Genomic DNA, 23,393 nt, shown 5'->3' on the forward strand with positions numbered 1-23,393 from the left:
TGCATGATGTCGGGGCCCTTGGCGAAGATGCGCTCCTCAACCTTGATGCCGCAGTCAGTCAGTATCTGGGTGTAGGAGACGGCGCCGAAGTGGGCCAGCTTCAGGTTGCCCAGGCGCACGGTGTCTTCCGCCGCGGCCGGCAGGGCCGACAGCGACAGGGCGGACGCGGCCATCAACGCGGCCAGCAGGGTTTTCTTGGGCAGAGTCTTCGTGGACTTCATGGAAAGGAACCTCCCGGACTTGGTATCCAACGGCCGCCGATCGACGCCGGCGGTTCCGAACAGGCATTGGAACTGGACCCATCTTAGCAGAAGCCGTGCCAACACCCGGCCGGTCGCCCGGCGGGTAGCGGGAATGCGGGCGAAGGCCAGCATTCCGGCGGGCTTCCCGCCGAGGGCGCTGGATGGGGAAGGGGCTGGCCCGCCGGCGGTCCGGCGGTTTTCCCGGCATGGCCGGGTGGGCGTTGTAACCTTTTCCGCCGTTGAGGATGACGCGCGGCCGGCCGATAGTCCACAGGCGAACGTTGTCCGGGGCGGGGCCGGACCACTGTACGGGGGGCATCAATGGCCGGCACCACCTTAATGCGCGCGACGCTGTTCGGCCTGCTGCTTCAGGTGATCATGGTGATCGCTGGCCATCTCAGCCCAGCCATCGCCGAATTCTTCCCCGTCGGCGGCATGCTGATCTCGTTGGTGGCCGGCTTAGTCCACGGCCGCGCGAAACCGGCATGGAAAACGGCGGTCGTGGGCGGGGCCGTGGCCGGTGGCGCCTGCGCCCTGCTGGGCATCTTGGTGTCCTGGCTGCTGGGTGACGTGCCGGCCCTGATCCTGGCCATGGGGACGGCCATGTCAGCTCTCACCGGCGCCATCGGCGGCCTGGTCGGTTGGCGCCTGCCCCGGGCCCTCGCCTGAGGCGGCCGCTGTCCTCAGCCGGCTTCCTGCATGGCGTGGAGGAATCCCTCCACCTCCTGGCGCAGGCGTTCCGCCTGGCCGGACAGCTCCGCCGCGGCGCCGTGCAGCTGCAGGGAGGCCGACTTGGTGGAGCCGGCGCTCTGCAGCACCTCGACGATGTCCTGCGCGACGGTGGAGGTCAGGTGGGCCGCCTCCGTCACGTTGCGGCTGATCTCCCCCGTCGCCGCCCCCTGCTGCGCCACGGCGGACGCGATAGTGCTGGAGCTTTGGTCGATATCCCCCATGGTGCGGGCGATGGCGCCGATGGTGTCGCTGGCGTGGCGGGCGGCATCCTGCACGGCCGCCACCTTGGCCTGGATGTCCTCCATGGCGCGGGCGGTCTGGCTGGCCAGGTTCTTGACCTCGCCCGCCACGACGGCGAATCCCTTGCCCGCCTCGCCCGCGCGCGCCGCCTCGATGGTGGCGTTCAGCGCCAGCAGGTTGGTCTGGCTGGCGATTTCCTGGATGAAATTGACCACGGTGCTGACGTCGCCGGCCACTCCTTCCAGTTCCGCCACCAGGCCCTGGGCGCGGTTCACTTCCGCCACGCCGTCGCTCGTGATGCGGGCCGTGCGTTCCACCTGATGGCCGATCTCGGCGCTGCTGGCCGCCAGCTGCTCCACCGCCGCCGCCACCGTCTCGGCATTGGCGGTGGCGTCGCGGGCGTTGGTCGCCACCTGTTCCGACCGGGTGCTGGTGTCATCCGCCTGGTGCGACAGGGCGGAGGAGGTGGCGTCCAGTTCCGTGGCCGCCGCCGCCACGCCGCGCAACTGGCCGCCCACGGCGTCGTTGAAGCTGCGGGCGATGGCCTCCATCCGCGCCTGGCGGCGCAACTTGGCCTCATTCTCCTGCGCCGTCCGCGCCTCCAGGATGCGGGCCTTGGCGGCATTTTCCTTGAACACGGCCATGGACCGGGCCATGGCCCCCACCTCATCGGCACGGGCGGCCCCCGGCACCGCCACCTCCAGATCGCCGCCGGCCAGCCGGTCCATGGCGCGGGTCAAGCCCGCCAGCGGTCGAATGACACGGCGGACGGTGACCATCAGGATGGCGCCGATACTGAGGATGAACAGCAGGCCGGTGATGACCAGGCTGCGCGTCTGCGAGGCGCGGAAGCCATCGATACGGGCCTGCAGCAGGCGGTCCAACTCCGCCGACGCGGCGGCGTTGAAGCGCTGGAGGGTATCCATCAGGGCATGGACCTGCGCATCGGGCGGCGGCGCCTTCTGCACGGCGGCGATGAAGTCGTCCAGGCCGTGGGCCGCCTCCTTGTAGCTGGAATCCAGCCCGCGCTTCAGGCTGCCGTCGGCATTGCCGGAATAGCCGGACGCCACGGAGGCGTCGATACCGTCGGCCACCGCCTTCAGCCCACCCAGCGCCACGAAGAACGCCACTTTGTCGTCGCCCTGGTTCGCATGGCTGGCTTTGGCCGTTATCGCCATGTCGGCGGCACGGTCCAGCGCATCGGGCAGTTTGCCCAGCACCAGGTCCATGGCGTAGTAGCTGTCCAGGTCCGGATCCAGGATCAGGTTGGACTTGTCACCCACCCGGGCGATCAGGGCGCGCACCTCCTTCAGGGCGGACGCCAGCGTGGCGGCGTTCCCGGTGGCCGCCCCAGTGGCAGCGATGCGCAGGGCCTTGGCGGTGCTGGCCGCCAGGTCGGCGCTTTCCATACCGGCGCCGAAGCGCCGCTCCAACCCTTCCACCTCGGTGGCGGCATCCTTCAGGGCGGCGGCGGATCCGGTGATAAGGCCGCGGTCCACCGACAGCTCCACCGCCGACAGGCCGCGCAGATAGCCGTTGCCCACCAATTCCTTGTCCGCGAAATCGATGGCGATGTTCTGTTGCGCCAGCAGCGCCCACAGCAGATAACCCACGGGCACCAGGAAGAGCAGGGAGGTCAGACCCAAGGTATGGGCGATGCTTTTGAAGCGGAACATGATCGGTCCAGGCCGGAAATTCATTGCCAAGAACATATGACAAAGATGCGGTCTAGTGCCACACCCGATGTAATCGCTCCCACTTACATTGATTTCGGTTAACGCAAGATTAATCCAATGTCTGGTTTCATTAATTGAACCTTATCCAACCAAAAAATCCCGATGGAAAGGACCTCGCAGTTCTTGCGCACCCACTTGAGTGATCAAGCGGCGTAGGCGGCGGGGGCGATTTGCGCTATGACGGCCCCCAAGCGGCCGCACGGCCGATGGGGTTCCTGCCTTTCGGAGAGCTTGGATGAACCGTTCCCTGTACGCCCGGGGCTGTGCCGCCCTGGCGTTGACCTTGAGCGCGGCCCTGGCCGTCGCCGGACCCGCCACGGCGGCCGAGTCCGCCGGCCATGGCCTGACGGCGCTGGAGTTGGCCACCCTGGACCGCGCCAGCGACGCGCGGGTTTCGCCCGATGGCCGCCAGATGGTTTATGATGTCCGCACCGTTGACTACGACAACAACAAGTCGGCGCATGCCCTGTGGCTGAAGGACCTGGCCACAGAGGGCGAAGGCCACCGCCTAGCCATTTCCGACGGTGGCGCCAGCAGCCCGCGCTGGTCGGCCGACGGCAAGAGCCTGTATTTCCTGTCCGGCCGTTCCGGCAGCCAGCAGGTATGGAAGACGGACGCCGCCGGCACCCAGGCCACCCAGGTGACGACCCTGCCCCTGGACGTCGGCAGCTTCAACCTGGCGCCGGATGGCAAGCACATCGTCGTCTCCATGGCCGTGTTCCCCGGTGCCGAGACGGGCGACAAGCCGGCCAAGCCGGCGCAGATCGCCAAGTCCAGCGGCGTGGTGTTTGACAAGCTGTTCGTCCGCCACTGGGACGAATGGGCCGACGGCACGCGCAACCACCTGTTCGCCCTGGCTCTCAACAACGAGGGCACGGCCACGGGTGCTGCCGTGCCACTGATGAAGGGCTTCGACGGTGACGCGCCGGGCAAACCCTTTGGCGACGATTCAGAGATCACGATCAGCCCCGACGGCAAGACGGTGGTGTTCACCGCCCGCCTGGCCGGCCGGACGGAGCCGTGGAGCACCAACCTGGACCTGTGGCAGGTCCCTATGGACGGCAGCGCCGCCCCCGCCAACCTGACGTCCGGCAACGCCGCCATGGACACGGGGCCGGTGTTCAGCCCCGACGGGTCCAAGCTGGCCTGGCGCGCCATGAAGCGCGCGACCTTCGAGGCCGACCGCTACGGCATCATGGTCCGCGACCTGAAGAGCGGCGAGACGCGGGAGATCGACCCCACCTGGGACCGTTCCGCCGACACGCTGGCGTGGACGGCCGATGGCCGCACCCTGCTGACCACGGCCTATGATGTGGGCCAGTCCAAGCTGTTCTCCGTCGACGTGAAGTCGGGTGCCGTGAAGGCGCTGACGGGTGAGGGCCACGTGACGGCCATCGACCTGGTGAAGGGCGGCGACAAGGGCGTGGTCTACATGTCCGACAGCCTGTCCGGCCCCTCCCAGGCCTATCAGGTGTCGCTGAAGGGGGGCACGCCCAAACAGCTGACCCACGTCGGCGGCGCCAAGCTGGCCGGCATCACCATGGGCGCCTTCGAACAGTTCAGCTTCCCCGGCTGGAACAATGAGACCGTGCACGGCTATGTCGTGAAGCCGGCCAATTACCAGGAAGGGCACAGGTACCCCGGTGGCCTTCATCATCCACGGCGGTCCCCAGGGTTCCTTCGGCAACGCCTGGAGCTTCCGCTGGAACCCGCAGGCCTACGCCGGCGCCGGCTACGCCGTGGTCATGATCGACTTCCACGGTTCCACCGGCTATGGCCAGGCCTTCACCGACGCCATCAGCCAGCATTGGGGTGATCGCCCGCTGGAAGACCTGCAGAAGGGTTGGGCCGCGGCGCTGGCCAAGTACCCCTTCCTGAACGGCGACCGGGCCTGCGCCCTGGGCGCCAGCTATGGCGGCTTCATGATCAACTGGATCGCCGGCAACTGGAACGGCCCGTGGAAATGCCTGGTGAACCACGACGGCGTCTTCGACAACCGCATGATGGGCTATTCCACCGAGGAACTGTGGTTCAGTGAGTGGGAGAACGGCGGCAAGGTTTGGGAGAACCCGGCCGGCTACGAACGCTTCAACCCCGCCAACCACGTCGACCAGTGGACCAAGCCGCAGCTGATCATCCACGGCGGCCGTGACTTCCGCATCCCGCTGGAACAGGGCCTGGGCGCCTTCACCGCCCTGCAGCGCAAGGGCGTGCCCAGCAAGCTGGTCTACTTCGCGGATGAGAACCACTGGGTGCTGAAGCCCCAGAACTCCGTCCAATGGCACCAGGAGGTGCTGGGCTGGCTGAACCAGTGGACGGGCGAGGCCAAGTAAGGCCGAAGCTCGCACTCGCCGGAAATGGGAAGGGGCCGTCCGCAGGGGTGGCCCCTTTTCTTTTCCGTCAAAGATGGGGGCTCACGTCGCTGGTTGGGTTTCCACCTTGCGCACCTCACCGCCAAACCGTTGCTGAACGACGGTAATTAAGCTCGGTTGGTCCGTGTAGACCTCGACGAAGCTTGTGTCGAAGGCCTTGATTTCCACCAACGCATTATGGATCAGCGGTTCCATTGGTCCATCGGCGCTGAAGCAGTCCCCCGTCAGGCGGGGGATTTCATGGCGCGGGACCAAGGCGAAAACGCCGTCCAGCAACTGTGGGATGTTCCGAATGCGATGAAGCAGATCGGCCAGTGCAGGCACCGGGATAGGCTCCAGAACTTCATACTCCGTCAATCGAGCGCCGAGGCCATCGACAGCACCCGCATACCAGTCGCCGCCGGCCAACGCGGGAACGGCGGCAATGAAATCCAGGACGGTAGCCACTTGCGCGCCCGTGCAAGTCACGCGGTCGTCATCGATGTCATTGCCGCGAATTTGAAGGACCAGCATGAGTACCCTGTTTCAGGGCTTAGGAAGCAGGGCACTATTCCACCATTCCGGCATGGAAGGCAGGGCTATTTGAAGCGGTCGCGTCATAGCTTGATAACCCAACCCCGGTTTCCTACGACAATCATGCTGGCCACCTTTAACCCATCCTTTTCGCCCGGCTCATCGCCGTCTCGATGTCCGGCAGGAACACCGTCAGGATGCCCAGGGCCGGCAGGTAGGCGCAGACCTTGTAGACCGTGGTGATGCTGGTGGCATCCGCCAGCCAGCCCAGGGCGGCGGCGGCCACACCGGCGATGCCGAAGGCCAGGCCGAAGAACAGGCCGGCCACCGTGCCGACCTTGCCCGGCATCAGTTCCTGGGCATAGACGACGATGGCCGGGAAGGCGCTGGCCAGGCAGATGCCGATGACACCGCTGAGCACGCCGGTCCAGAACAGGTTGCGTAGGGGCAGGACCAGGGTGAAGGGCAGCACGCCCAGGATGGACCCCCAGATGACGTGCTTGCGCCCGAAGCGGTCGCCGATGGGGCCGCCGGCGATGGTGCCCACGGCGGCGGCACCCAGGAAGATGAACAGGTGCAGCTGCGCCGATTCAACCGACAGGCCGAAGGTCTGGATCAGATAGAAGGTGAAATAGCTGGTGATGCTGGCGAGATAAACGTACTTGGAGAAGATCAGCACCAGCAGGATGACGAAGGCCAGGCTGACCTGGCGCTTGGACAGGCCGGTCAGATCCTCCCGCGCCGCCTTGGCCGCCTTGGGCTTGGCGTTGCGCTTGTACCACAGGCCGATGTTGGCCAGCACGATCATGCCCAGGAAGGCCGCCAGCGAGAACCAGGCGATGCTGCCCCGGCCATGCGGCACGATGATGAAGGCCGCCAGCAGCGGCCCCAGGGCGGAGCCGGCATTGCCGCCCACCTGGAACAGTGATTGGGCCAGGCCGTGCCGTCCGCCCGACGCCATGCGGGCGACGCGCGACGATTCCGGGTGGAAGACGGACGACCCGGTGCCCACCAGGGCGGCGGCCAGCAGAACCAGGGGAAAGCTGGGCGCCGTCGCCAGCAGCAGCAGGCCCACCAGGGTGAAGCCCATGCCGATGGACAGCGAATAGGGCTTGGGCTTCGCGTCGGTGTAGAGGCCGATCAGCGGCTGCAGCAGCGAGGCGGTGATCTGGTAGACCAGGGTCACCAGGCCCACCTGGCTGAAGCTGAGGTCGAAGCTGCCCTTCAGGATGGGATATATGGCCGGCAGCATCGACTGCATCATGTCGTTCAGCAGATGGCAGAAGCTGATGGCCCCCAGCACCGTGAACACCGTGCCGCCGGCCTTGGCGACGTCGACGTTGGGAATGGGGGCATTGGAAATGGGGGCATTGGGAACGGGGCCCCTGGGGATGGGGGGCGGCGCATCTTCCATGGCGCCTTGCGCTTGGCTCACCGGCGGTACTCCCTCACAGAATCGGCCCCTGCCGTGGCAGGGGCTCTTGGCGACTGAATGGTGTGGCGGCTTGCTTTTCCGCCGCCGATGGACAAGCTATCGCGTGAGGGGTGGGCCTGCTTACGGGCCTAGGCCAGATTATATCGCGAATGGGCCAAAGCCATGGTGCGTAACATCCGCTCGCAGTTGTTGGAGGCCTTGCCCGACCCTGTCTTCGCGGTGGGCAATGACTATCCCCAGGGCCTGGTCCTGCCGCCGCACCAGCACAGCCGCTGTCAGTTGCTGTACGGCATCCGGGGTGTCATGACCGTGGCCACGGCCCAGGGATCCTGGATGGTGCCGCCGGAAAGGGCGGTGTGGATACCCGCCGGCGTGGTGCATGAGGTTGAGGTGGTCGCCGGTCCGGGCGCCATGCGCAGCCTGTTCATCACCCCGGCCGTCCTGCCGGCGGCGCGACAGGCCGGCGCGCTGGATCCAAGGGCCGGACAGTGCCAGGTGGTCGGCATCTCCCCCTTGGTGCATGCGCTGCTGGTCGAGGCGGCGGAGTTGCCGGCCGAGGTGCCGGCGGAAAGCCGGGGCAGCCTGATCATGGCGCTGCTGCTGCACGAATTGCCGTCGCTGCCCGTGCTGCCGCTATCCATGCCCCTGCCCACCGACACGCGGCTGGCGGCGCGCTGCCGCGCCTTCGTCGTCGATCCCGATCCCCACGCCACCATTGATGGCTGGGCGGACGGGCTGGGCATGAGCCGCCGCGCCTTCACCCGCCAGTTCCGCCGCGAAACCGGCCTCAGCTTCGCCGCCTGGCGCCAGCAGGCCTGCTTGTTCGCGGCATTGCCGCGCCTGGCGGCGGGGGAGGCGGTGACCACCGTGGCGCTGGACCTGGGCTATGACAGCCCCGCCGCCTTCACCAGCATGTTCAAGCGCCTGCTGGGCGTGCCGCCCAGCCGCTATCTGCGGGCGGAAACCGCCCCGCCGCCGGCCTGGTCCTGAGCCACCGGCTCGCCCGCGTTAAGTTCCCGCCTCAGTCGATGATGGCCACGGCCCGGGTCCAGCCGGCGGAGGCACCCTTGATCTTGGCCGGGAAGCAGGAAACGGTGAAGCCCGTGGCCGGCAGCGCCTCCAGGTTGTGCAGCTTTTCCAGGTGGCAGTAGCCGATGTCGCGGCCGGCCTTGTGGCCTTCCCAGATCAGGCCCGCGTCCTTGGTTTCAGCGAACTTCTTGGCCGTGTGGGGGAAGGGGGCGTCCCAGCTCCACGCGTCCGTGCCGGTGACGCGCACGCCCCGTTCCGTCAGGTACAGCGTGGCCTCCCGCCCCATGCCGCAGCCGGCCCCCAGGAAATCGGCCTGGCCGTAGCGGGAACCGGCGCGGGTGTTCACCAGCACGATGTCCAGGGGCCGCAGGGTATGGCCGATGCGGGCCAACTCGGCCTCCACCTCCGCCGCCGTCACCACGTGGCCGTCGGGCAGGTGGCGGAAGTCCAGCTTCACACCGGGGTTGAAGCACCATTCCAACGGCACCTCGTCAATGGTGATGGCCCGCTCCCCCTTGTTCATGGTGGAGGCGTAGTGCCAGGGCGCGTCCAGGTGGGTGCCGTTGTGGGTGGACAGGCGCACCGTCTCGGCCGCCGCGAATTCCGCGTCGGGCATGTCATTGGGATCGAGGTCGGGGAAGAACACCTTCAGTTCGCCCAGCGTCTCCTTATGTGTCTGGTAGTCGATGTGCGGCCGCATGAAGGGCGGGTCGGCCACCGTGTCATTGTCCAGCGTGACCGAGATGTCGATGAAGGTGCGGGCCATGGATGCGGGTCCTGTCAGTGCCGATCAAGGGGACGGGACCAACCGGGATAGCCCCAGGCCGGCCGATATCGTGATCCTCCCGTCTTGGGCGGCATTAGACCGGGGGTGGATGCCAAACACAAAATCGATAAAACCCATGCATCGCCATCGGCGAAGGGGATAGGTGCCGCAAGACGGCACCCCGCCTGATCCTGACAGGATTGGGCGGCAATCCCATGTAGAACGGATGCCGCAGCCCCTTAACCCCGGCCACCGGCCCCGGTATAAGGCGGGCTGGGGCTGGATTTGGGGACCCATCGGCCATGGCTGTGGAAGAGTACCGGGAACGGGTGAAGTCCGAGAAGCGCGCGGCGGCGCTGGCCGCCGCCGGCGAGGCGTTCCTGCGCCAGGGCTATGACCGCACCACCCTGGCCCAGGTGGCGAAGGCCGCCGGCATTTCCACGGGCACCCTGTTCAAGCACTTCCCCACCAAGGCGGCGCTGTTCGGCGGCATCATGGAACAGCTGTGGGAAGCGGATCCCGAGTTGCGGCGCCCGCTGCCGCCGGCCGGAAACCCTGTCGCCGGCCTCACCGCCATCGGCCATGATTACGCTGGCAAGCTGCGCCAGCCGCGCACGGCCCCCCTGTTCCGCCTCATCATCGCGGAGGCGCCGCGCTTCCCCGAACTGGGCCTGGCGCTGTTCCAGCGGGGAAAGGCGCCCTATCTGGATCGTCTGCACGCCTATCTGCGGTCGGAGATCACGGCCGGCACCATGGCGGTGGGCGACGTGCCGCTGGCCGCGCGCCAGTTCCTGGGCATGATCAACGACCTGATCTTCTGGCCCACCTTCTTCGCCGCCGACCAGAGCCTGAACGATGCCGAGGTGGCGCGGGTGATCGATGAGGCCGTGCTGACCCTGCTGGGGCGCTACGGCAGGGATTAGGGGGCTGGCGGCCCCGAGGGCTTCAGGCGCTGGGCGAACAGCCAGTCCCGCCAGCCGGGCGCCAGCACCATGTCGGGCGGCACCCGGTGCTCCATGCCTTGATAGCGCACAAAGATCGGGCCGCCACCGGCTTGGGCCACGGCCTCCGCCCAGGCATGGTCGTTGTCGAACGGGTTCTCGGTGTCCTTGTCGCCGTGCACCAGCATCGTTGGCACCCCGGCCACGGCCGCCGCCTGGTCCCGGTCCGGCGGCACCGCGGAGAAGGCGACCGCGGCGGCGAAGCGCCCCGGACGGGCCACCAGGGCGTCCAGCGCCGCCGACGCCCCCATGGAAAAGCCCACGACGTAAATCCGCGCCGGGTCGATCGGCAGGCGCCCGGCCAAGTCGTCGACCAGGGCCAGCACCGCGGGCAGGGAGGCGCCGGGATGGCTGGCCAGCCGGCCGCCGGAACCGGGCGCGTAGTCGGCGCTGCGCACGTCCACCTGGGGCGCCACCACATAGGCGGGGAAGCGCTGGCGCAGCGGGGGCAGGGACCAGGCCTTGGCGAATCCCGTCATCTGGCCGGTATTATCCTGGCCGATGCTGCCGGAGCCGTGCAGGACCACCACCAGGGGCAGCCTGGCCGCCGCCGGCTGGGCCGCCACCAGCGCCGGGGCCAGCAAGCGATAGGGCACGGTGCGGCCATCGGGCGCGGTGTAGCTCTTGGCCACGAAATCATCGCTCAGCGGCGCCTTGATGACCTCGTCCAAAGCCTTTAGATCGTCCGGCAGTGGGGCGTAGGGCAGGACGCGCTCCTCCACGCGCCCGGTCCCGGCCTGCGCGGCGGGGATCACACATGACATCAAGACCAACGCCCAACCCATCGCCCGCACGGCATTCTCTCCCGTCAATTCGTCAGCACAATTGGGGCATGGCCGTTGACCAGCAAGCGGTCGCTCTCATCCTTCAGCGTCACGCCCGTCACCTGGCGGCGCAGCGCCTCCCGCAGCAGCCATGCCAGCTTGAACGCCGCCAGGTCGTGGCTCAGCCCGCCGTCGCGGATGTTGGACAGGCAATTGCGCTCCGCATCCAGGCGGCCCGGCCTCGGGTTCAGCGTGAGGTAGACGCCCAGGCTGTCGGGGGCGGACAGGCCCGGCCGCTCCCCGATCAGCACGGCCACGGCGCGGGCGCCGAGCACCTGGCCCACCCGGTCACCCAGCGCCACCCGCGCCTGGCTGGCCACCACCACGGGCGCCAGACGCCAGCCGGCCCCCCGCGCCCAGGGCAGGAAGGCATGCAGCAGGGGCAGGGCCTGGCGGTGCACCGCCGTGGCCGACAGACCGTCAGCCACGACGATGGCGAGGTCCGGAGCCATATCGGGGCTGGTGGCTGGCAGGGCCGACAGCAGCGCCTGTCCGGCCGGCGCCAGCAGGCGGCCCAGGTCGGGGCGGCTCAAATAGGTGGCGCGATCAGGTGCCGCGCTTTGCACCCGCACCGCCGCCAGCCCCATCGCATTCAGCCGGGCGGCGATCGCGGGAGCGTCGAAAGGGGTGTGTACGGCGTCACGCGCCTGTGCATGGGCCAAGGCGAAGCGCAGCACCTCCGCCGTGGGCAGGCTGTCGCCCACCCGACCCAGGGCGATGCGCGCCGGCGTGACCGCGGCCAGGTGCCGCCAGGCGTCGGGCGTCACGGGGGGCCGGCGCCGGTCGTCCGTCATCGCCAGCCCGCCAGCAGGGGGTGGCCCGGGGACTGGGGCAGGGGTCGGCCATCGGCTCCGGCGATACCCATGGTCGCCAGCCAGGCCTCGAACTCCGGCGCGCGCTTCAGCCCCAGCAGGCGCCGGACATACAGCACATCATGGAAGGAGGTGGACTGGTAGTTCAGCATGACGTCATCGGCCCCCGGCACGCCCATGACGTAGGAGACGCCGGCCGTGGCCAGAAGGGTCAGCAGCGTGTCCATGTCGTCCTGGTCGGCCTCCGCATGGTTGGTGTAGCAGACGTCGCAGCCCAGCGGCAGGCCCAGCAACTTGCCGCAGAAATGGTCTTCCAGCCCGGCACGGATGATCTGCTTGCCATCGTACAGGTATTCGGGCCCGATGAAGCCCACCACCGTATTGACCAGCAGGGGACGGAATTCCCGCGCCACGGCATAGGCCCTGGCCTCCAGCGTCTGCTGGTCCACGCCATGGTGGGCACCGGCGGACAGGGCGCTGCCCTGGCCCGTCTCAAAATACATGACGTTGTCGCCCACCGTTCCGCGCTTCAGCGCCAGCGCCGCCTCCATGCCTTCGCGTAGCAGGGCCAGGCTGACGCCGAATCCCTCATTGGCGGCCTGGGTTCCCGCCACCGACTGGAACACCAGGTCCAGCGGCACGCCCCGGTTCATCAGTTCGATGCTGGTGGTCACGTGCGTCAGGACGCAGGCCTGGGTGGGAATGGCGAAGCGCTGGATGACGCCATCGATCAGGCGGGCCAGATCCGCCAGGGTGGCCAGGCTGTCCGATACCGGGTTCAGGCCGATGACGGCGTCGCCGCAGCCGTACAGCAGCCCATCCAGGATGCTGGCGGCCACGCCGCCGGGGTCGTCGGCCGGGTGGTTGGGCTGCAGCCGCACGGCCAGCGTGCCGGGCAGCCCGATGGTGTTGCGGAAGCGGGTGACCACCCGGCATTTGGCGGCCGCCAGGATCAGGTCCTGGTTGCGCATGATCTTGGACACGGCCGCCGCCATCTCCGGCGTCAGGCCGGGGGCCAGCGCCGCCAGCGCGGCGCCATCCGCCTGGTCCGACAGCAGGAAGTCGCGGAAGCCGCCCACCGTCAGGTGCGAGATGGGCGCGAAGGCGGCCGCGTCGTGCCGGTCCAGGATCAGGCGGGTGACCTCATCCACCTCATAGGGGACCAGCGCCTCGGTCAGGAAGGTCTTCAGCGGCAGGTCGGCCAGGCATAGCTTGGCCGCCACGTTCTCCTCCGCCGACTGGGCCGCGATGCCGGCCAGCCGATCGCCGGACCGGGGCGGCGTCGCCTTGGCCATCAGGTCCTTCAGGTCGACGAAGGTCCAGGTGCGGGGGCCCAGGATGATGCGGTAGGGCGCATGCGCGGCCAAGCTCTGCCTCCAGCAACCGGCGGATGGGGTTCGATCATGCCATCGATCACGATAAAGGAGAACGGGGATGGGGGTTCCGGAACCGCGACAGGCGGTTTAGAATTTATTGCATGCCAAGGACTTGGCGACCAACCGCGGAGGGCCGCCCATGACGATGCGTGAGGATGAACCATTGGCGCCGGCGCCCCGCGCCCGATCCCTCATGCTTTTCGTCGTGCTGGTGCTGGCGGTGGGGCTGGCCATCGGCTATCTGACCGCCCCGGGGTACTGGTACCTGAAACTGGCGAAGCCGGGCTTCACCCCGCCCAACTGGGTGTTCGCGCCCGCCTGGACGGTGCTGTACGTCCTGATCGCCATCGCCGGCTGGCGGGTCTGCCGCCGCGACTGCGACGGCCGGCCCATGCGGCTGTGGTGGATTCAGCTGGTGCTGAATTTCTTTTGGTCGCCCATCTTTTTCGCGGCCCATCTACCCGGCCTGGCGCTGGCCGACATCCTGCTGATGCTGGTCGCCATCCTGGCCTTCATCGCCACCGCCTGGCGCCAGGATCGTCTGGCGGCTGTGCTGTTCCTGCCCTATGCCGCCTGGGTCGCCTTCGCCACCGCGCTGAACGCCGGGATTTATCTGCTGAATTAGGGTGGGGAGGTGCTGGCGACGTTGGAAAGTCGCACCTTGGTTATCTACATAGAAACCGATAATCTATCTTATGGAAATTATCACCATTGTTGATGGCTCCGAAATACGGGCCTTCCAGGCCTCCCGGTCAGCGGATTTCCTCGATGATTGATGCCACGGTCTTATCCGACCGCTTATGAAGCATGGTCAGAGCCTCCAAAGTTTGATTGGACTTTTGCGCCAGGTCGCTGAGCCTATTTGCGGCCATTTGCAATTGGTTGTTCGCCATATCACGAGCGACCCGGACATTCTCGATTGTTTTCCTGATTTCCGCCTGGGACCATTTGGCCTTGCTTCCGCCGGCGATGGCAATTCCGTTATTTTCAATCCATGCTTTAACGGACGAGGTCTGGCCATCACCGTTGGTGAAGGTGCCCAGGGACGCGATATCGCCCCCCTTTGCCATTTCCCTATCCAGGGCCGCCAAAGCGGCGCCGGCGTTGCCCAGCCATTTTTGCCTTTGCTTGATGTCATCTGCCTCCCTGGCAATCTCCTCATGGGCCACCGTCAGGCGTTCCTCGAGGATGCTCGGGATCAGCATGGAAACATCCGCGCCGTTTCCATGCGCGATCGCCGCCGCCATCGCCGCATCGAGGGTTTCTTCTTCAACCTGGGCATCCGTGTCCCTGGTTCCGGTAGTGCCGCTCATCACTGCTCCCACTTGAATGAGTGAACCGCCTAAGGATCAACGGCGCTGGTTCAGGCGCCCGATGCCTTGACCGGTGAGGTCCAGGACTTGCCGCCGGCGGGCGCGGACACGGTGATGGTGCCGTTGTCGTTCACCTTCAGACTGTGGCATGGGGCATGGGCCGATTTGTCGTCGGTTCCGGCGGCCCAGACGACACGGTGATCCTCCTCTTCCAGCACCAGGTTGCCGTCCCGCTGCATGACCAGGCCGTGGCTGCGGGGCGATGACCGGTCGGGCGTCCACAAGGTCTTGCCCGCGCCGTCAGTCAGGACCAGGATGCCGTCATCCCGCAAGGTCAGGGCGATGGCGCCGTTGGGAGAGCGCAGGCTTTGGCCCTTGGCCAGGCGGCCGCCGGGCACCAGGCGTCCAGGACGGGGCGCGTTCCCCGACGACCAGACAAGTGTGCTTCCCTTGCGCAGGACAAGCTCGCCCTCGTCGGTCAGCAGCAGATGATCGGCCCGTTCCGTCCAGGAGGCTTGCGACGCCCAGACGGCCTTGCCGTCGCCGGTGTACAGGACCAGGTTGCCGTCGGTCTGCATCGCGAGATTCCCGATGGGCTCGACCTTCCTGTCCAGGGTCCAGATTTCCGCGCCGTCGGCGACGGCTTTTATGACCATGCCTCCCTTGGCGGCGAGTTCCAGGGCGAAGCGCCCATTGGGGGAGCGCAGGGCTTGCCGTGGCAGCAAGGTCCGGCCGGCGTTCAGCCGCCCTTGCTCCATGCGCTCCCGTTCGCTGGCCATGGCCTCGCGCCCGCTCCAGAACGTCTGGCGGACCTTGCCGGGCTTCCGCGTCAGGATGGGCTCCCCCTCATGCGTGACCTGCAGCAGGACGGCGGCGCTTCCGGGCTGCGCTGTGCCGCTGTTCCACAGCAGCGCGTCCTTGCCGTCGCGCAGTTCCAGTTCGCCATCGGCCCGGAAAGTCAGAACGGCGGCACCGCCGACGCGGCTTTGCCACAGCACGTCCCCGGCGCGATTCTTCACGGTGGCATGGCCGGCATCGGAGAGGCCCAGCTGATAAGCGCCATCGCCAAATGGCAGGAACGCCTCCCCCTTCCTCACCGTCTGTCCCGCTGCCGGCAAGCTCTGCTCCAGCAGGGCCCGTTCCGCCTTCCGGATGGTCTGGTCCTCGCCCTGGCGATCCCGTTCCTCCCCCCTCTTCCGCTCTTGCGGCGTCAGGTCGGGATTCCGCCAGATCTCCTTGCCGGTGGCATCAACGATGGCCAGGCGTCCGTCGGGGTGGAACAGCAGGATGGGGTCCTGGCCGGCCGCCACCTCGGTGTCCGTCTGCCACACTGGCTCACCGGCGGCGTCGGTCAGGACCAGGTCACCCTCCTTGGTCAGGGTGAGCGCGATGCCGTCATCGCCCCCGCTTTGCCAAGTCAGGGACCCGTACTTGTCACGGATGACGGCCCGCCCATACTGCACCGCCAGCGTGTGGCTTCCGTCGATCGTCGGCCGCACGTCCTTGCCCTGGAGCGTGAAGGGGGCCCTGAACGCCACGGGCGCGGCCGTGCCGGTGACGCAGATGAAGTGGCGCACCATCGCCACGGGCACGCCCCCCGGTTCCCCGGCGCGCCGGCTCTGGTCCCACGCGGGTTGACCGACGGCATTCGCCGGCGCGCGGGGATCGATACCCATCGCGATGCCTTGCCTGAAGTCGGGAAGCTTGAAGGTCCCCGTGGCCACGTCCCCGCCGTACCGGCGGCCGATGACGCTGAACAGGGGCTGGTAGGGGCCGGCGCACGGCAGGCTGCGCCCATCACAGGCGGTCCAGCCGGCCGGAACCCTATACACGTACGGGAAAATCCGAATTTCACCGATGAAGTGTTCCATGGTGCCGCCTCAGTCTTCGCGCATTGGGAAGTAGCCTTCCATGCAGATGATGTAGTTCACACCGACCCCGGCCAAGGGCTCCGCGGCCCCCGCCCCGCGTCCTATGGCGGCCTCGCCCGACGGCTGGGCGTCCCCGGCCCCCGGGCTGCTGGCGCCAACGACCAGGCGCCCCCGCAGGTCCGGCAACGCGAAACTGGTGTGGTCGCCGCCAAATCGCGTCGAGATCAGGGCGAACAGGGCCTGGTGCTTATATATGCTCAGCCGCTGGCCATGGCAGAAGCACCATCCCTCCGGCGGGTAATCACCCGCGAACATACGGATTTCGCCGATATACGCCTCGGGCCGGTCAAAGCTCAGGCCGCCCACGGTCACGTCCTCGGCGCTCATGGGATAGGTGCCTTCGGCCACGATGGCATACGTGAGGCCCACCGTCGGCTGTTTGCCGGAGGTCGGCGCCAAGGCGGTGACCATCCGGTTATCCTCCCCGCCGGCCACCAAACGGCCGCGCAGGTCCGGTAACGCGAACGTGGACCGCCCGTCACCGCCGAAAGCCATTCCGATCAGCGAAAACAGGGCCGTGTGGCGGTCGATTTTCAGAAGCCGGCCGTCGCATGGCAGCCATTCCCGATGCACCCGGTCATACGGCAACAGCTGAATCGCCCCGATATAATAGTCCATCGTCTCCCCCCTCAACTGCCGCTTTATAACCGCCGACTTCAACTCACAGTAGTACCTCTTTCGTACTAGCATACCGTATCGCGCCGAATGAACAAGGCCGGTTGATACATACGCGTCGCCGCGCCCTCCCCGCCGGAACCGCCACCCCGTCTAAGCGGTTGAACGCATGGGGGCGATTGAACGCACGGGGATTGTGAATGAGGAGCGGCCATGCCCAGTGACATCATCAGGTCGACCGTACAGGGAACACCTGTGCAATTGACCGCCGTGGACGAGAAGGTGGCCATCGTCCGCCACCCGCTCTATCCCATGTTCGTGCCCTTTCCGAACGCCTGCTTCATCGGCGCCTTTTTCACCGACCTGGCCTATTGGGGCACGGCGGAGATGATGTGGGCGGACTTCTCCGCCTGGCTGCTGTTCGCGGGCGTCGTGCTGGGCGTGCTGGCGCTGATCGCCGGCCTGGTGGACCTGGGGCAGCGGCGCTATGTCGCCACGCACGCGCCGGTGTGGCCGCATGTGCTGGGCAATCTGGTGGCGCTGGGCCTGTCGATCCTCAACTGCTTCGTCCACAGCCGCGACGCCTGGACCTCCGTCGTGCCGCAGGGCCTGATCCTGTCGGCCCTGGTGTTGATCGTCGTCCTGACCAGCAACTGGATCGGCGCCTCGGTGGTCGTGTACCGCCGCCGGGTGGTTGAGGTGGCGCGATGAGCCCGCGTCGGAACCTCCCGCGTCTGCTGGGCCTGGCCCTAGCCGGTGCCGCCGCCCTGGCCTTGTCCGCCTGTGACGACGGCAGCAAGGACAGCGATCCCAACACCCAGGTGGGCGCCAATCCCACGCTGCCGGCGCAGAAGCAATATCTCATGCCCCCCATGAAGGTGGCCAAGGTGGTCGGCTGGAAGGATGGGGAGACGCCGGCCGTGGCCCAGGGGCTTAAGATCCGGGCGTTGGCCACGGGGCTGCGGCATCCCCGCTCCCTGACGGTCCTGCCCAACGGCGACATCCTGGTGGTGGAATCGGTGGCGCCGAAGGGGGAACCGATCAAGCGCCCCAAAGACCTGATCATGCACTGGGTGGAATCGCTGGCGACGTCGGGCGGCGACAGCAAGGGCAGCAATCGCATCACCCTGCTGCGCGACGCGAATGGTGACGGCGTGGTGGAGACGCAGACGGTCTTCCTGGACCACCTGAACTCCCCCTTCGGCGTGGCGCTGGTGGGCAACGACCTGTACGTGGCGGACACCGACGCCATCCTGCGTTACCCCTACGCGGAGGGGGATACCCAGATCAGCGCCCCCGCCACCACCCTCACCCCCCTGCCCGGCGGCCCCATTGACCACCACTGGACCAAGAGCCTAGTGGCCAGCGCGGACGGCTCATTGCTGTATGTCGGCGTCGGTTCCAACAGCAACATCACCGAGAATGGCATCGAGGCGGAGAAGAACCGCGCCGCCATCTGGGAGGTGGAGCGCAGCACCGGCCGCTGGCGCATCTATGCCGATGGCCTGCGCAACCCCAACGGCCTGAGCTGGGAGCCGCAGACCGGGACCCTGTGGACGGTGGTGAACGAGCGGGATGAGCTGGGCCCCAACCTGGTGCCGGACTACATGACATCCGTCCAGGATGGCGGATTCTACGGCTGGCCTTACAGCTATTACGGCCAGAACATCGATCCGCGCGTGAAGCCGCAGCGTCCCGACCTGGTCGCCCGCGCCATCGTGCCGGACTATGCCCTGGGCCCGCACGTGGCCCCCCTGGGCATGACCTTCTACACCGGCACCGCCCTCCCGGACACCTACCGGGGGGGTGCCTTCGTGGGCGAGCATGGTAGCTGGAACAGAAAGATTCCAAATGGTTATAAAGTGATCTTCGTCCCCTTTGGAAACGGAAAGCCCAGCGGCCAGCCGAGCGACGTGGTGACGGGGTTCTTGGACCAGGATGGCAAAGCCCATGGCAGGCCCGTCGGCCTGGCGGTGGACAAGACCGGCGCCCTGCTGATCGCCGACGATGTCGGCAACACCGTCTGGCGGGTAACGGCGCAATAGGCCGCCTGGCATCTGGGCGTGGGCGCCAAGATGACGTTTTGAAACAGGCTGACGCTCAAAAAAAAGAGGGGGACCGGCAGCGGATGGAGACCGGTCCCCCTTCCCTTGGGTTGCACTCGCGTCGCCCACAGGGAACTGAATAATCTATGTTTACGTCCCTCAGTCGCCGGGCGCCGGCGTCCGCCGGCTTGGCCTTCCTCGCTTTCCAGTCCGCTTCGCTTCCCGGAAAGCGCCGGCGGTTGCGGTCGCAGCCTACAGCGGCAAAAGTGTGCCGCTGGCCTTAGAACGTGACCTTCACCCCGCCGTAGAAGGTGCGCGGCGCGCCCAGGGTCAGGGTGCGCGCGTCGCTCAAGGTGCGGCCCAGGATGTCGCTGGCGCCGGCGACATCGAAATAGGTGCCATAGCTGGCGTAGCGACGGTCGAACAGGTTGTTGATGCCGCCGATCAGCTGGATGCCGGGCAGGATCTGGTAGGACGTGCGCAGGTCCATGGTCCAATAGGGCGTTAGCTGGGAGTTCTGGTTGGCATCGTCCCCCACCAGGTACTGGCTGCCGTAGTACTGGACGGCGCCGCCCACGGTCCAGGCGTCGGTCACCGACAGGTCGCCGCCCACCTTCACCTGGTGGCGGGGAATGCCGGGGATGCGGGCGCCGCTGTGCACGGTGATGGTGCCGTCGTCGTCCGCCTGCGGGTTGTTGGGCGAGGCCAGGACGCCGTCGAACTGGTACGTGGCATCGACGAAGCTGTAGTTCAGATAGACCTGCCAGCGCTCGCTGGCGTAGGTCAGGCCCGCGTCCACACCCTGGCGGCGGGTGGAAGGTACGTTGGTGTAATAGCCGCGGCCCTGGATGGTGCTGGCCAACGCCACGATGTCATGGTCGCTGTCGGTGCGGAACAGGCCCACGGTCCAGTCCAGGCGGCCCGAGGCGATGCCCTGCGTGCCCCGGACGCCGGCCTCATAGGTGTCTGCCACCACCTGCTTCAACGGCGGGTCCGCCACCAGGGAATTCTCCAGCAGGCAGGGGCGCAGGGGATCGGCGCAGTCCAGTTCCAGCGGCGTCGGCGCGCGGTTGGACTGGGAATAACCGCCATAGACGCTGACCCCGCCGCCCAGGCGATAGGTCAGGCCGGCCTGCGGGTTCCAGTGCGTGTAGCGGTTGTCGCTGTTCAGCTCCGGCGCCGCCCCGCCCCGGTCACGGGTGCTGATGTCGGCCACGTTGAGGCGCAGGCCGGCGGTCAGCGACAGGGCTGGCGTCAGGTCCAGCGTGTCCATGACATAGGCGCCGTAGTAGTCGGTGGTGCCTGACAGCCAGACGGGGGCGTAGCCCAGATTGCCCTGGGTCCGGATGATCAGGCCGGCGCCGGCCACGTCGTCCGCGGTCACCGACAGGTCTGGATTGATGACGCCCAGGGTGCTGGTGGCGGTGAAGCGAATGTCGCTGTGGTCGATGCTGCCGCCGGCGGCGAAGCGGTTCTCCATGCCCATCAGGGGGCGATCGCCCGTCAGCTGCAAGGAGCCGCCCACGCCCGTGGTGTCGGTGGCGGTGCGGTCCAGGGTGCCGTAGGTCGCGTCGCGGTCGAAGGCGAAGGTGTGGCCCGCCAGGTCGGTGATGACGAACTGGTTGCGGAAGGCCGTGGTCTTGCCGCCCGCCGGCGTGCCGAAGGCGTCATCCTCCAGGCACAGCTTGCCACCGTAGGAAGAGCGGGAACTGCACCCTTCGAAATCGCTGTCGTTGCCGTCGACATGCTTCTGGCCGAAATGGCGGCCATAGACGTTGCCTTGCACCGCCCAGCCGGGGGCGATGTCCACCTTGCCGTTCAGCGCCAGCATGGCGCTGTCGTTCTTGGTGGTCTGCGGCCAAGTGTAGACCGCGGTCTCATCCTCCTGGATCATCTCCAAGGGCGTGGGACCGACAACGCCCAGGCTGGACCGGGCGGCGGCACCGATCAGGTGCAGTTCCACCGTCTCGGTCTTCCAGCCGGCGTCGGCGTAGAAGCGCTCGACATCAGAGGCGGATTCCTTCCGCCAGCCGTCGTCGCGCGCCGCCTCTCCCGCCAGGTACAGGCTGAAGTTGCCGGACTGCCAGCCGAATTCGGCCGAGCCCTGGACCCGGCCATTGCTGCCGCCCAGCAGTTCGGCGCTGGTGCCCTGGAAGGTGAAGCCGTTCTTCATCTCCAGCGTCACCGCACCACCCAGGGCGTTCAGGCCATAGGCCGGGTTGTTGGTGACCAAGGTCAGGCGGCTCACCGCCACCTCCGGCGCCAGGTCCCAGTTGACCGTGTCGCCGAAGGCCTCGTTCAGGCGCACGCCATTCTGATAGACGGCGATGCCCTGGGGCGTCCCCTGAAGGGGTGACACGGTGAAGCCGTGGAAGTGCACGTCCTGGAACAGCGCGTTGCCCTGGGTGTCGGACAGGGCCAGCCCCGGCGTGCGCTGGGCCATGGCGTCCAGCAGCGATATGGAATGGCTGCGCGCCAGATCGTCCGCCGACAGCGTGGTGGCAGAGGCGGGCAGCTTGTCCAGCGCCACGGTGGCGCCCGGCAGGGGTGTGACGCCGATGACGATGATGTCACCCATGGCCGGCGGCGCGCCGTCCGGTGCCGGCACATCCGCCGCGAGGGCCACGGCCGCGAGTGTCACGGTGGAACAGGTGGTGCAGAGCAGTGCCAACAGGCCGGCGGGGATTTTCTTCATTATGGCGGGCACCGGTAGGGTGGGGCTGGCTTAACGGTAGCCCCAGCCCCCCTGCCGCTCCATAGGCCTGCTTCCCGATTTTCCCGGGAAAAATTCCCGATATGGCGGCGGTTGTTGCATGGGATGGCGAACCCCTTGTTAATAGGTGGCGGGAGGTGCCGTCCGCGCATGCGGATGGCGACATGTCACGGGCCGCGCAAACGGGGATACAACCTCATGTCGCTTCGCATCCGTCTGGTCCTGTCCATCGCGCTGCTGCTGCTGGTCAGCCTGGCCACTGGCGCGGCGGCCGCCTGGCTGCGGGCAGAGCATTCCGTGCGCACGGAGATGGAGGCCGCCCTGTCCGTGGGCCAGCACACCATCGGCAGCGCGCTGGCCCACCTGGCCGCGCGCGCGCCCCGTCCCAACGGTGACCCCGACGGCGACCAGGACATCGCGGCCGCGCTGACCCGGCTGGTGCGCGCCTTCGACGGCGACCGGCACCTGAAGGTCAGCCTGAGGCGGCGGGGCGATCGCGCCGTCGCCGTCTCCACCCTGGCCGTGCCCGATCATCCCGCCCCCGCCTGGTTCGTCCATTCCCTGGATGTGCCGCAGCTGAGCGCCGAAGTGCCGCTGCCCGGCGTCTCCAGCGAGGGGCTGTGGCTGCGCCTGGAGACCGACCCGGCGGGCGAGGTGTCGGAGGTCTGGGGCGAGCTGGGCGACGACGCCATCATGATGCTGCTGTTCAGCGCACTGACCTTGCCCATGGTCTATTGGACGCTGGGCCGGGCGTTGCGCGCCGTCGACCGCCTGTCCAAGGCCTTCGCCCAGGTGGCGGAAACGGGCATGGAGACGGCACGGCCGGTGGCCGAGGCCGGCCCGCCGGAGTTGCGGCGCCTGGCCGTGGGCTTCAACCGCATGATCGAGCGCCTGGCGGCGGCGGAGGCGCGCAACCGCCGCCTGCACGAGCAGCTGCAAACCATCCAGGAGGAGGAGCGGGCGGACCTCGCCCGTGACCTGCATGACGAGGTCGGGCCCTATCTGTTCGCCATCAATGTCGATGTCACCGGCCTGCTGGCGGCGGCGGAACGGGCGGGCGACCCGGTGGCGAAGGACCAGGCCCGCTCCGCCCGGGAGGCGGTGGCCCATGTGCAGCAGGAGGTGAAGGCCATCCTGGCCCGCCTGCGTCCGCCTGGCCTCAGCGACCTGGGCCTGGGTGCGGCACTCGACAATCTGGCGGCTTTCTGGCGTTCCCGCCGGCCGGAGGTGACCATCGCCGTGACCGTGGCACCGAACCTCGGCCTGGGGGAGGCCGGCGACACCGCCGCCTATCGCGTGGTGCAGGAAAGCCTGAGCAACGCCATCCGCCACGGCAGCCCCCGCGCCATCACCGTCACCGTGACCCCCGCCCCGACCGGCGGCGCGGAGGTCGAGGTCATGGACGATGGCGAGGGCCTGCCACCGGAGGGGAGCGTGCCGAATACCGGCTACGGCCTGCGCGGCATGGCGGAACGGGTGGCCGCCCTGGGCGGCAGCCTGGAGGTGGGAAACCGGCCGGAGGGCGGCGTGCGCGTGCGCGCCCTGCTGGCCCCGGCGACACAACAGGCGGCGTGACCGCGCGAGGGAACCCAAGGCATGAAACTGCTGCTTGTCGACGACCACGCCATCGTGCGCTCCGGCCTCCGGCGCCTGCTGGCCCCCCTGCCCGGCGTCACCATCGCTGAGGCCGCCACCGGC

Annotated in this window: 20 protein-coding genes and 1 pseudogene; 9 read left to right on the forward strand and 12 right to left on the reverse strand. The window is 67.7% G+C overall.

What is annotated here, in order from left to right; translation table 11 throughout:
* A pseudogene (locus tag I55_RS01415) lies at window positions 1-221 on the reverse strand (hypothetical protein); the annotation flags it as partial.
* Between the two features lie 342 nt (window positions 222-563).
* Between I55_RS01415 and I55_RS01420 the strand changes: the two are divergent.
* Window positions 564-911 (forward strand): hypothetical protein, encoded by a 348-nt coding sequence (locus tag I55_RS01420; protein ID WP_148293521.1) that lies wholly within the window; start codon window positions 564-566, stop codon window positions 909-911.
* 14 nt (window positions 912-925) lie between these two features.
* Here I55_RS01420 and I55_RS32575 read toward each other — a convergent pair whose 3' ends face one another.
* On the reverse strand, window positions 926-2,890 hold the full coding sequence (locus tag I55_RS32575) for a methyl-accepting chemotaxis protein (RefSeq protein WP_049973724.1): 1,965 nt from the start codon (window positions 2,888-2,890) through the stop codon (window positions 926-928).
* A 295-nt stretch (window positions 2,891-3,185) separates the two neighbouring features.
* Here I55_RS32575 and I55_RS38105 point away from each other — a divergent pair, with 295 nt between their 5' ends.
* On the forward strand, window positions 3,186-4,766 hold the full coding sequence (locus tag I55_RS38105; protein WP_199902417.1) for a PD40 domain-containing protein: 1,581 nt from the start codon (window positions 3,186-3,188) through the stop codon (window positions 4,764-4,766).
* Window positions 4,696-5,283: a prolyl oligopeptidase family serine peptidase gene (locus I55_RS37570; RefSeq protein WP_199902418.1), complete on the forward strand. Its 588-nt coding sequence runs from the start codon at window positions 4,696-4,698 to the stop codon at window positions 5,281-5,283. Before I55_RS38105 ends, I55_RS37570 begins: the two co-directional genes overlap by 71 nt.
* Window positions 5,284-5,364: 81 nt before the next feature.
* Here the strand turns inward: I55_RS37570 and I55_RS01435 are convergent, their stop codons facing one another.
* Both I55_RS01435 and I55_RS01440 read right to left on the reverse strand, forming a co-directional pair.
* Window positions 5,365-5,835 (reverse strand): hypothetical protein, encoded by a 471-nt coding sequence (locus I55_RS01435; RefSeq protein ID WP_044558651.1) that lies wholly within the window; start codon window positions 5,833-5,835, stop codon window positions 5,365-5,367.
* A 136-nt stretch (window positions 5,836-5,971) separates the two neighbouring features.
* On the reverse strand, window positions 5,972-7,270 hold the full coding sequence (locus I55_RS01440) for an MFS transporter (protein WP_252180974.1): 1,299 nt from the start codon (window positions 7,268-7,270) through the stop codon (window positions 5,972-5,974).
* A 162-nt stretch (window positions 7,271-7,432) separates the two neighbouring features.
* On the opposite strand from I55_RS01440, the gene I55_RS01445 reads away from it, so the two are divergent.
* Window positions 7,433-8,260 carry a helix-turn-helix domain-containing protein gene (locus I55_RS01445; protein ID WP_044558652.1) on the forward strand — a complete coding sequence of 276 codons (828 nt, stop codon included), beginning with the start codon at window positions 7,433-7,435 and terminating at the stop codon, window positions 8,258-8,260.
* 31 nt (window positions 8,261-8,291) lie between these two features.
* Here I55_RS01445 and I55_RS01450 read toward each other — a convergent pair whose 3' ends face one another.
* Complete coding sequence (locus I55_RS01450) at window positions 8,292-9,065, reverse strand: cyclase family protein (protein WP_044558653.1); 774 nt, start codon at window positions 9,063-9,065, stop codon at window positions 8,292-8,294.
* 302 nt (window positions 9,066-9,367) lie between these two features.
* On the opposite strand from I55_RS01450, the gene I55_RS01455 reads away from it, so the two are divergent.
* On the forward strand, window positions 9,368-9,988 hold the full coding sequence (locus tag I55_RS01455) for a TetR/AcrR family transcriptional regulator (RefSeq protein WP_044558654.1): 621 nt from the start codon (window positions 9,368-9,370) through the stop codon (window positions 9,986-9,988).
* On the opposite strand, the gene I55_RS32580 is transcribed toward I55_RS01455, so the two are convergent.
* Genes I55_RS32580 through I55_RS01470 form a run of 3 tightly spaced genes read right to left on the reverse strand, consistent with a single transcriptional unit; the run spans window position 9,985 to window position 12,997 of the window.
* The gene (locus I55_RS32580; RefSeq protein ID WP_159107084.1) at window positions 9,985-10,830 is read right to left on the reverse strand and encodes an alpha/beta fold hydrolase; all 846 of its coding nucleotides are present in this window, start codon (window positions 10,828-10,830) and stop codon (window positions 9,985-9,987) included. The two genes, I55_RS01455 and I55_RS32580, sit on opposite strands and share 4 nt — an antisense overlap.
* Before the next feature lie 44 nt (window positions 10,831-10,874).
* Entirely contained in the window at window positions 10,875-11,684 is an 810-nt protein-coding gene (gene eutC / locus I55_RS01465) for an ethanolamine ammonia-lyase subunit EutC (protein ID WP_049973726.1), read from the reverse strand.
* Window positions 11,681-12,997: an ethanolamine ammonia-lyase subunit EutB gene (locus I55_RS01470; protein ID WP_044558666.1), complete on the reverse strand. Its 1,317-nt coding sequence runs from the start codon at window positions 12,995-12,997 to the stop codon at window positions 11,681-11,683. Before I55_RS01470 ends, eutC begins: the two co-directional genes overlap by 4 nt.
* A gap of 220 nt (window positions 12,998-13,217) precedes the next feature.
* On the opposite strand from I55_RS01470, the gene I55_RS01475 reads away from it, so the two are divergent.
* Complete coding sequence (locus I55_RS01475) at window positions 13,218-13,703, forward strand: TspO/MBR family protein (protein ID WP_199902419.1); 486 nt, start codon at window positions 13,218-13,220, stop codon at window positions 13,701-13,703.
* Between the two features lie 127 nt (window positions 13,704-13,830).
* On the opposite strand, the gene I55_RS01480 is transcribed toward I55_RS01475, so the two are convergent.
* The 3 genes from I55_RS01480 to I55_RS37575 are packed head-to-tail and all read right to left on the reverse strand — an operon-like array spanning window position 13,831 to window position 16,940.
* Window positions 13,831-14,391, reverse strand: a complete 561-nt coding sequence (locus tag I55_RS01480; RefSeq protein WP_044558656.1) for a hypothetical protein — start codon at window positions 14,389-14,391, stop codon at window positions 13,831-13,833.
* 50 nt (window positions 14,392-14,441) lie between these two features.
* Window positions 14,442-16,262, reverse strand: coding sequence for a tail fiber protein (locus tag I55_RS32585; RefSeq protein ID WP_049973727.1), 1,821 nt, complete (start codon window positions 16,260-16,262; stop codon window positions 14,442-14,444).
* 9 nt (window positions 16,263-16,271) lie between these two features.
* A complete protein-coding gene (locus tag I55_RS37575; protein ID WP_049973728.1) occupies window positions 16,272-16,940 on the reverse strand; it encodes a phage tail protein in 669 nt (222 codons plus the stop codon).
* 210 nt (window positions 16,941-17,150) lie between these two features.
* Between I55_RS37575 and I55_RS01505 the strand changes: the two genes are divergently transcribed.
* The gene (locus I55_RS01505; RefSeq protein ID WP_044558657.1) at window positions 17,151-17,648 is read left to right on the forward strand and encodes a DUF2231 domain-containing protein; all 498 of its coding nucleotides are present in this window, start codon (window positions 17,151-17,153) and stop codon (window positions 17,646-17,648) included.
* Window positions 17,645-18,982, forward strand: coding sequence for a sorbosone dehydrogenase family protein (locus I55_RS01510; protein WP_044558658.1), 1,338 nt, complete (start codon window positions 17,645-17,647; stop codon window positions 18,980-18,982). Before I55_RS01505 ends, I55_RS01510 begins: the two co-directional genes overlap by 4 nt.
* Before the next feature lie 280 nt (window positions 18,983-19,262).
* Here the strand turns inward: I55_RS01510 and I55_RS01515 are convergent, their stop codons facing one another.
* Window positions 19,263-21,677 carry a TonB-dependent receptor gene (locus tag I55_RS01515; RefSeq protein ID WP_044558659.1) on the reverse strand — a complete coding sequence of 805 codons (2,415 nt, stop codon included), beginning with the start codon at window positions 21,675-21,677 and terminating at the stop codon, window positions 19,263-19,265.
* A 216-nt stretch (window positions 21,678-21,893) separates the two neighbouring features.
* On the opposite strand from I55_RS01515, the gene I55_RS01520 reads away from it, so the two are divergent.
* Window positions 21,894-23,270 carry a histidine kinase gene (locus I55_RS01520; protein ID WP_044558660.1) on the forward strand — a complete coding sequence of 459 codons (1,377 nt, stop codon included), beginning with the start codon at window positions 21,894-21,896 and terminating at the stop codon, window positions 23,268-23,270.
* Window positions 23,271-23,393 lie beyond the last annotated feature (123 nt).

It is taken from the genome of Azospirillum sp. B4 (assembly GCF_000333275.1).
GTDB lineage: Bacteria > Pseudomonadota > Alphaproteobacteria > Azospirillales > Azospirillaceae > Nitrospirillum.

What these genes read in the sequence shown, in the direction of transcription:
- I55_RS01420 (WP_148293521.1), top strand. Translation starts at nt 564, where the DNA reads ATGGCCGGCACCACCTTAATGCGCGCGACGCTGTTCGGCCTGCTGCTT.
- I55_RS32575 (WP_049973724.1), bottom strand. Translation starts at nt 2,890, where the DNA reads ATGTTCCGCTTCAAAAGCATCGCCCATACCTTGGGTCTGACCTCCCTG.
- I55_RS38105 (WP_199902417.1), top strand. Translation starts at nt 3,186, where the DNA reads ATGAACCGTTCCCTGTACGCCCGGGGCTGTGCCGCCCTGGCGTTGACC.
- I55_RS37570 (WP_199902418.1), top strand. Translation starts at nt 4,696, where the DNA reads ATGATCGACTTCCACGGTTCCACCGGCTATGGCCAGGCCTTCACCGAC.
- I55_RS01435 (WP_044558651.1), bottom strand. Translation starts at nt 5,835, where the DNA reads ATGCTGGTCCTTCAAATTCGCGGCAATGACATCGATGACGACCGCGTG.
- I55_RS01445 (WP_044558652.1), top strand. Translation starts at nt 7,433, where the DNA reads ATGGTGCGTAACATCCGCTCGCAGTTGTTGGAGGCCTTGCCCGACCCT.
- I55_RS01450 (WP_044558653.1), bottom strand. Translation starts at nt 9,065, where the DNA reads ATGGCCCGCACCTTCATCGACATCTCGGTCACGCTGGACAATGACACG.
- I55_RS01455 (WP_044558654.1), top strand. Translation starts at nt 9,368, where the DNA reads ATGGCTGTGGAAGAGTACCGGGAACGGGTGAAGTCCGAGAAGCGCGCG.
- I55_RS32580 (WP_159107084.1), bottom strand. Translation starts at nt 10,830, where the DNA reads ATGTCATGTGTGATCCCCGCCGCGCAGGCCGGGACCGGGCGCGTGGAG.
- eutC (WP_049973726.1), bottom strand. Translation starts at nt 11,684, where the DNA reads ATGACGGACGACCGGCGCCGGCCCCCCGTGACGCCCGACGCCTGGCGG.
- I55_RS01470 (WP_044558666.1), bottom strand. Translation starts at nt 12,997, where the DNA reads ATGGCCAAGGCGACGCCGCCCCGGTCCGGCGATCGGCTGGCCGGCATC.
- I55_RS01475 (WP_199902419.1), top strand. Translation starts at nt 13,218, where the DNA reads ATGACGATGCGTGAGGATGAACCATTGGCGCCGGCGCCCCGCGCCCGA.
- I55_RS01480 (WP_044558656.1), bottom strand. Translation starts at nt 14,391, where the DNA reads ATGAGCGGCACTACCGGAACCAGGGACACGGATGCCCAGGTTGAAGAA.
- I55_RS32585 (WP_049973727.1), bottom strand. Translation starts at nt 16,262, where the DNA reads ATGGAACACTTCATCGGTGAAATTCGGATTTTCCCGTACGTGTATAGG.
- I55_RS37575 (WP_049973728.1), bottom strand. Translation starts at nt 16,940, where the DNA reads ATGGACTATTATATCGGGGCGATTCAGCTGTTGCCGTATGACCGGGTG.
- I55_RS01505 (WP_044558657.1), top strand. Translation starts at nt 17,151, where the DNA reads ATGCCCAGTGACATCATCAGGTCGACCGTACAGGGAACACCTGTGCAA.
- I55_RS01510 (WP_044558658.1), top strand. Translation starts at nt 17,645, where the DNA reads ATGAGCCCGCGTCGGAACCTCCCGCGTCTGCTGGGCCTGGCCCTAGCC.
- I55_RS01515 (WP_044558659.1), bottom strand. Translation starts at nt 21,677, where the DNA reads ATGAAGAAAATCCCCGCCGGCCTGTTGGCACTGCTCTGCACCACCTGT.
- I55_RS01520 (WP_044558660.1), top strand. Translation starts at nt 21,894, where the DNA reads ATGTCGCTTCGCATCCGTCTGGTCCTGTCCATCGCGCTGCTGCTGCTG.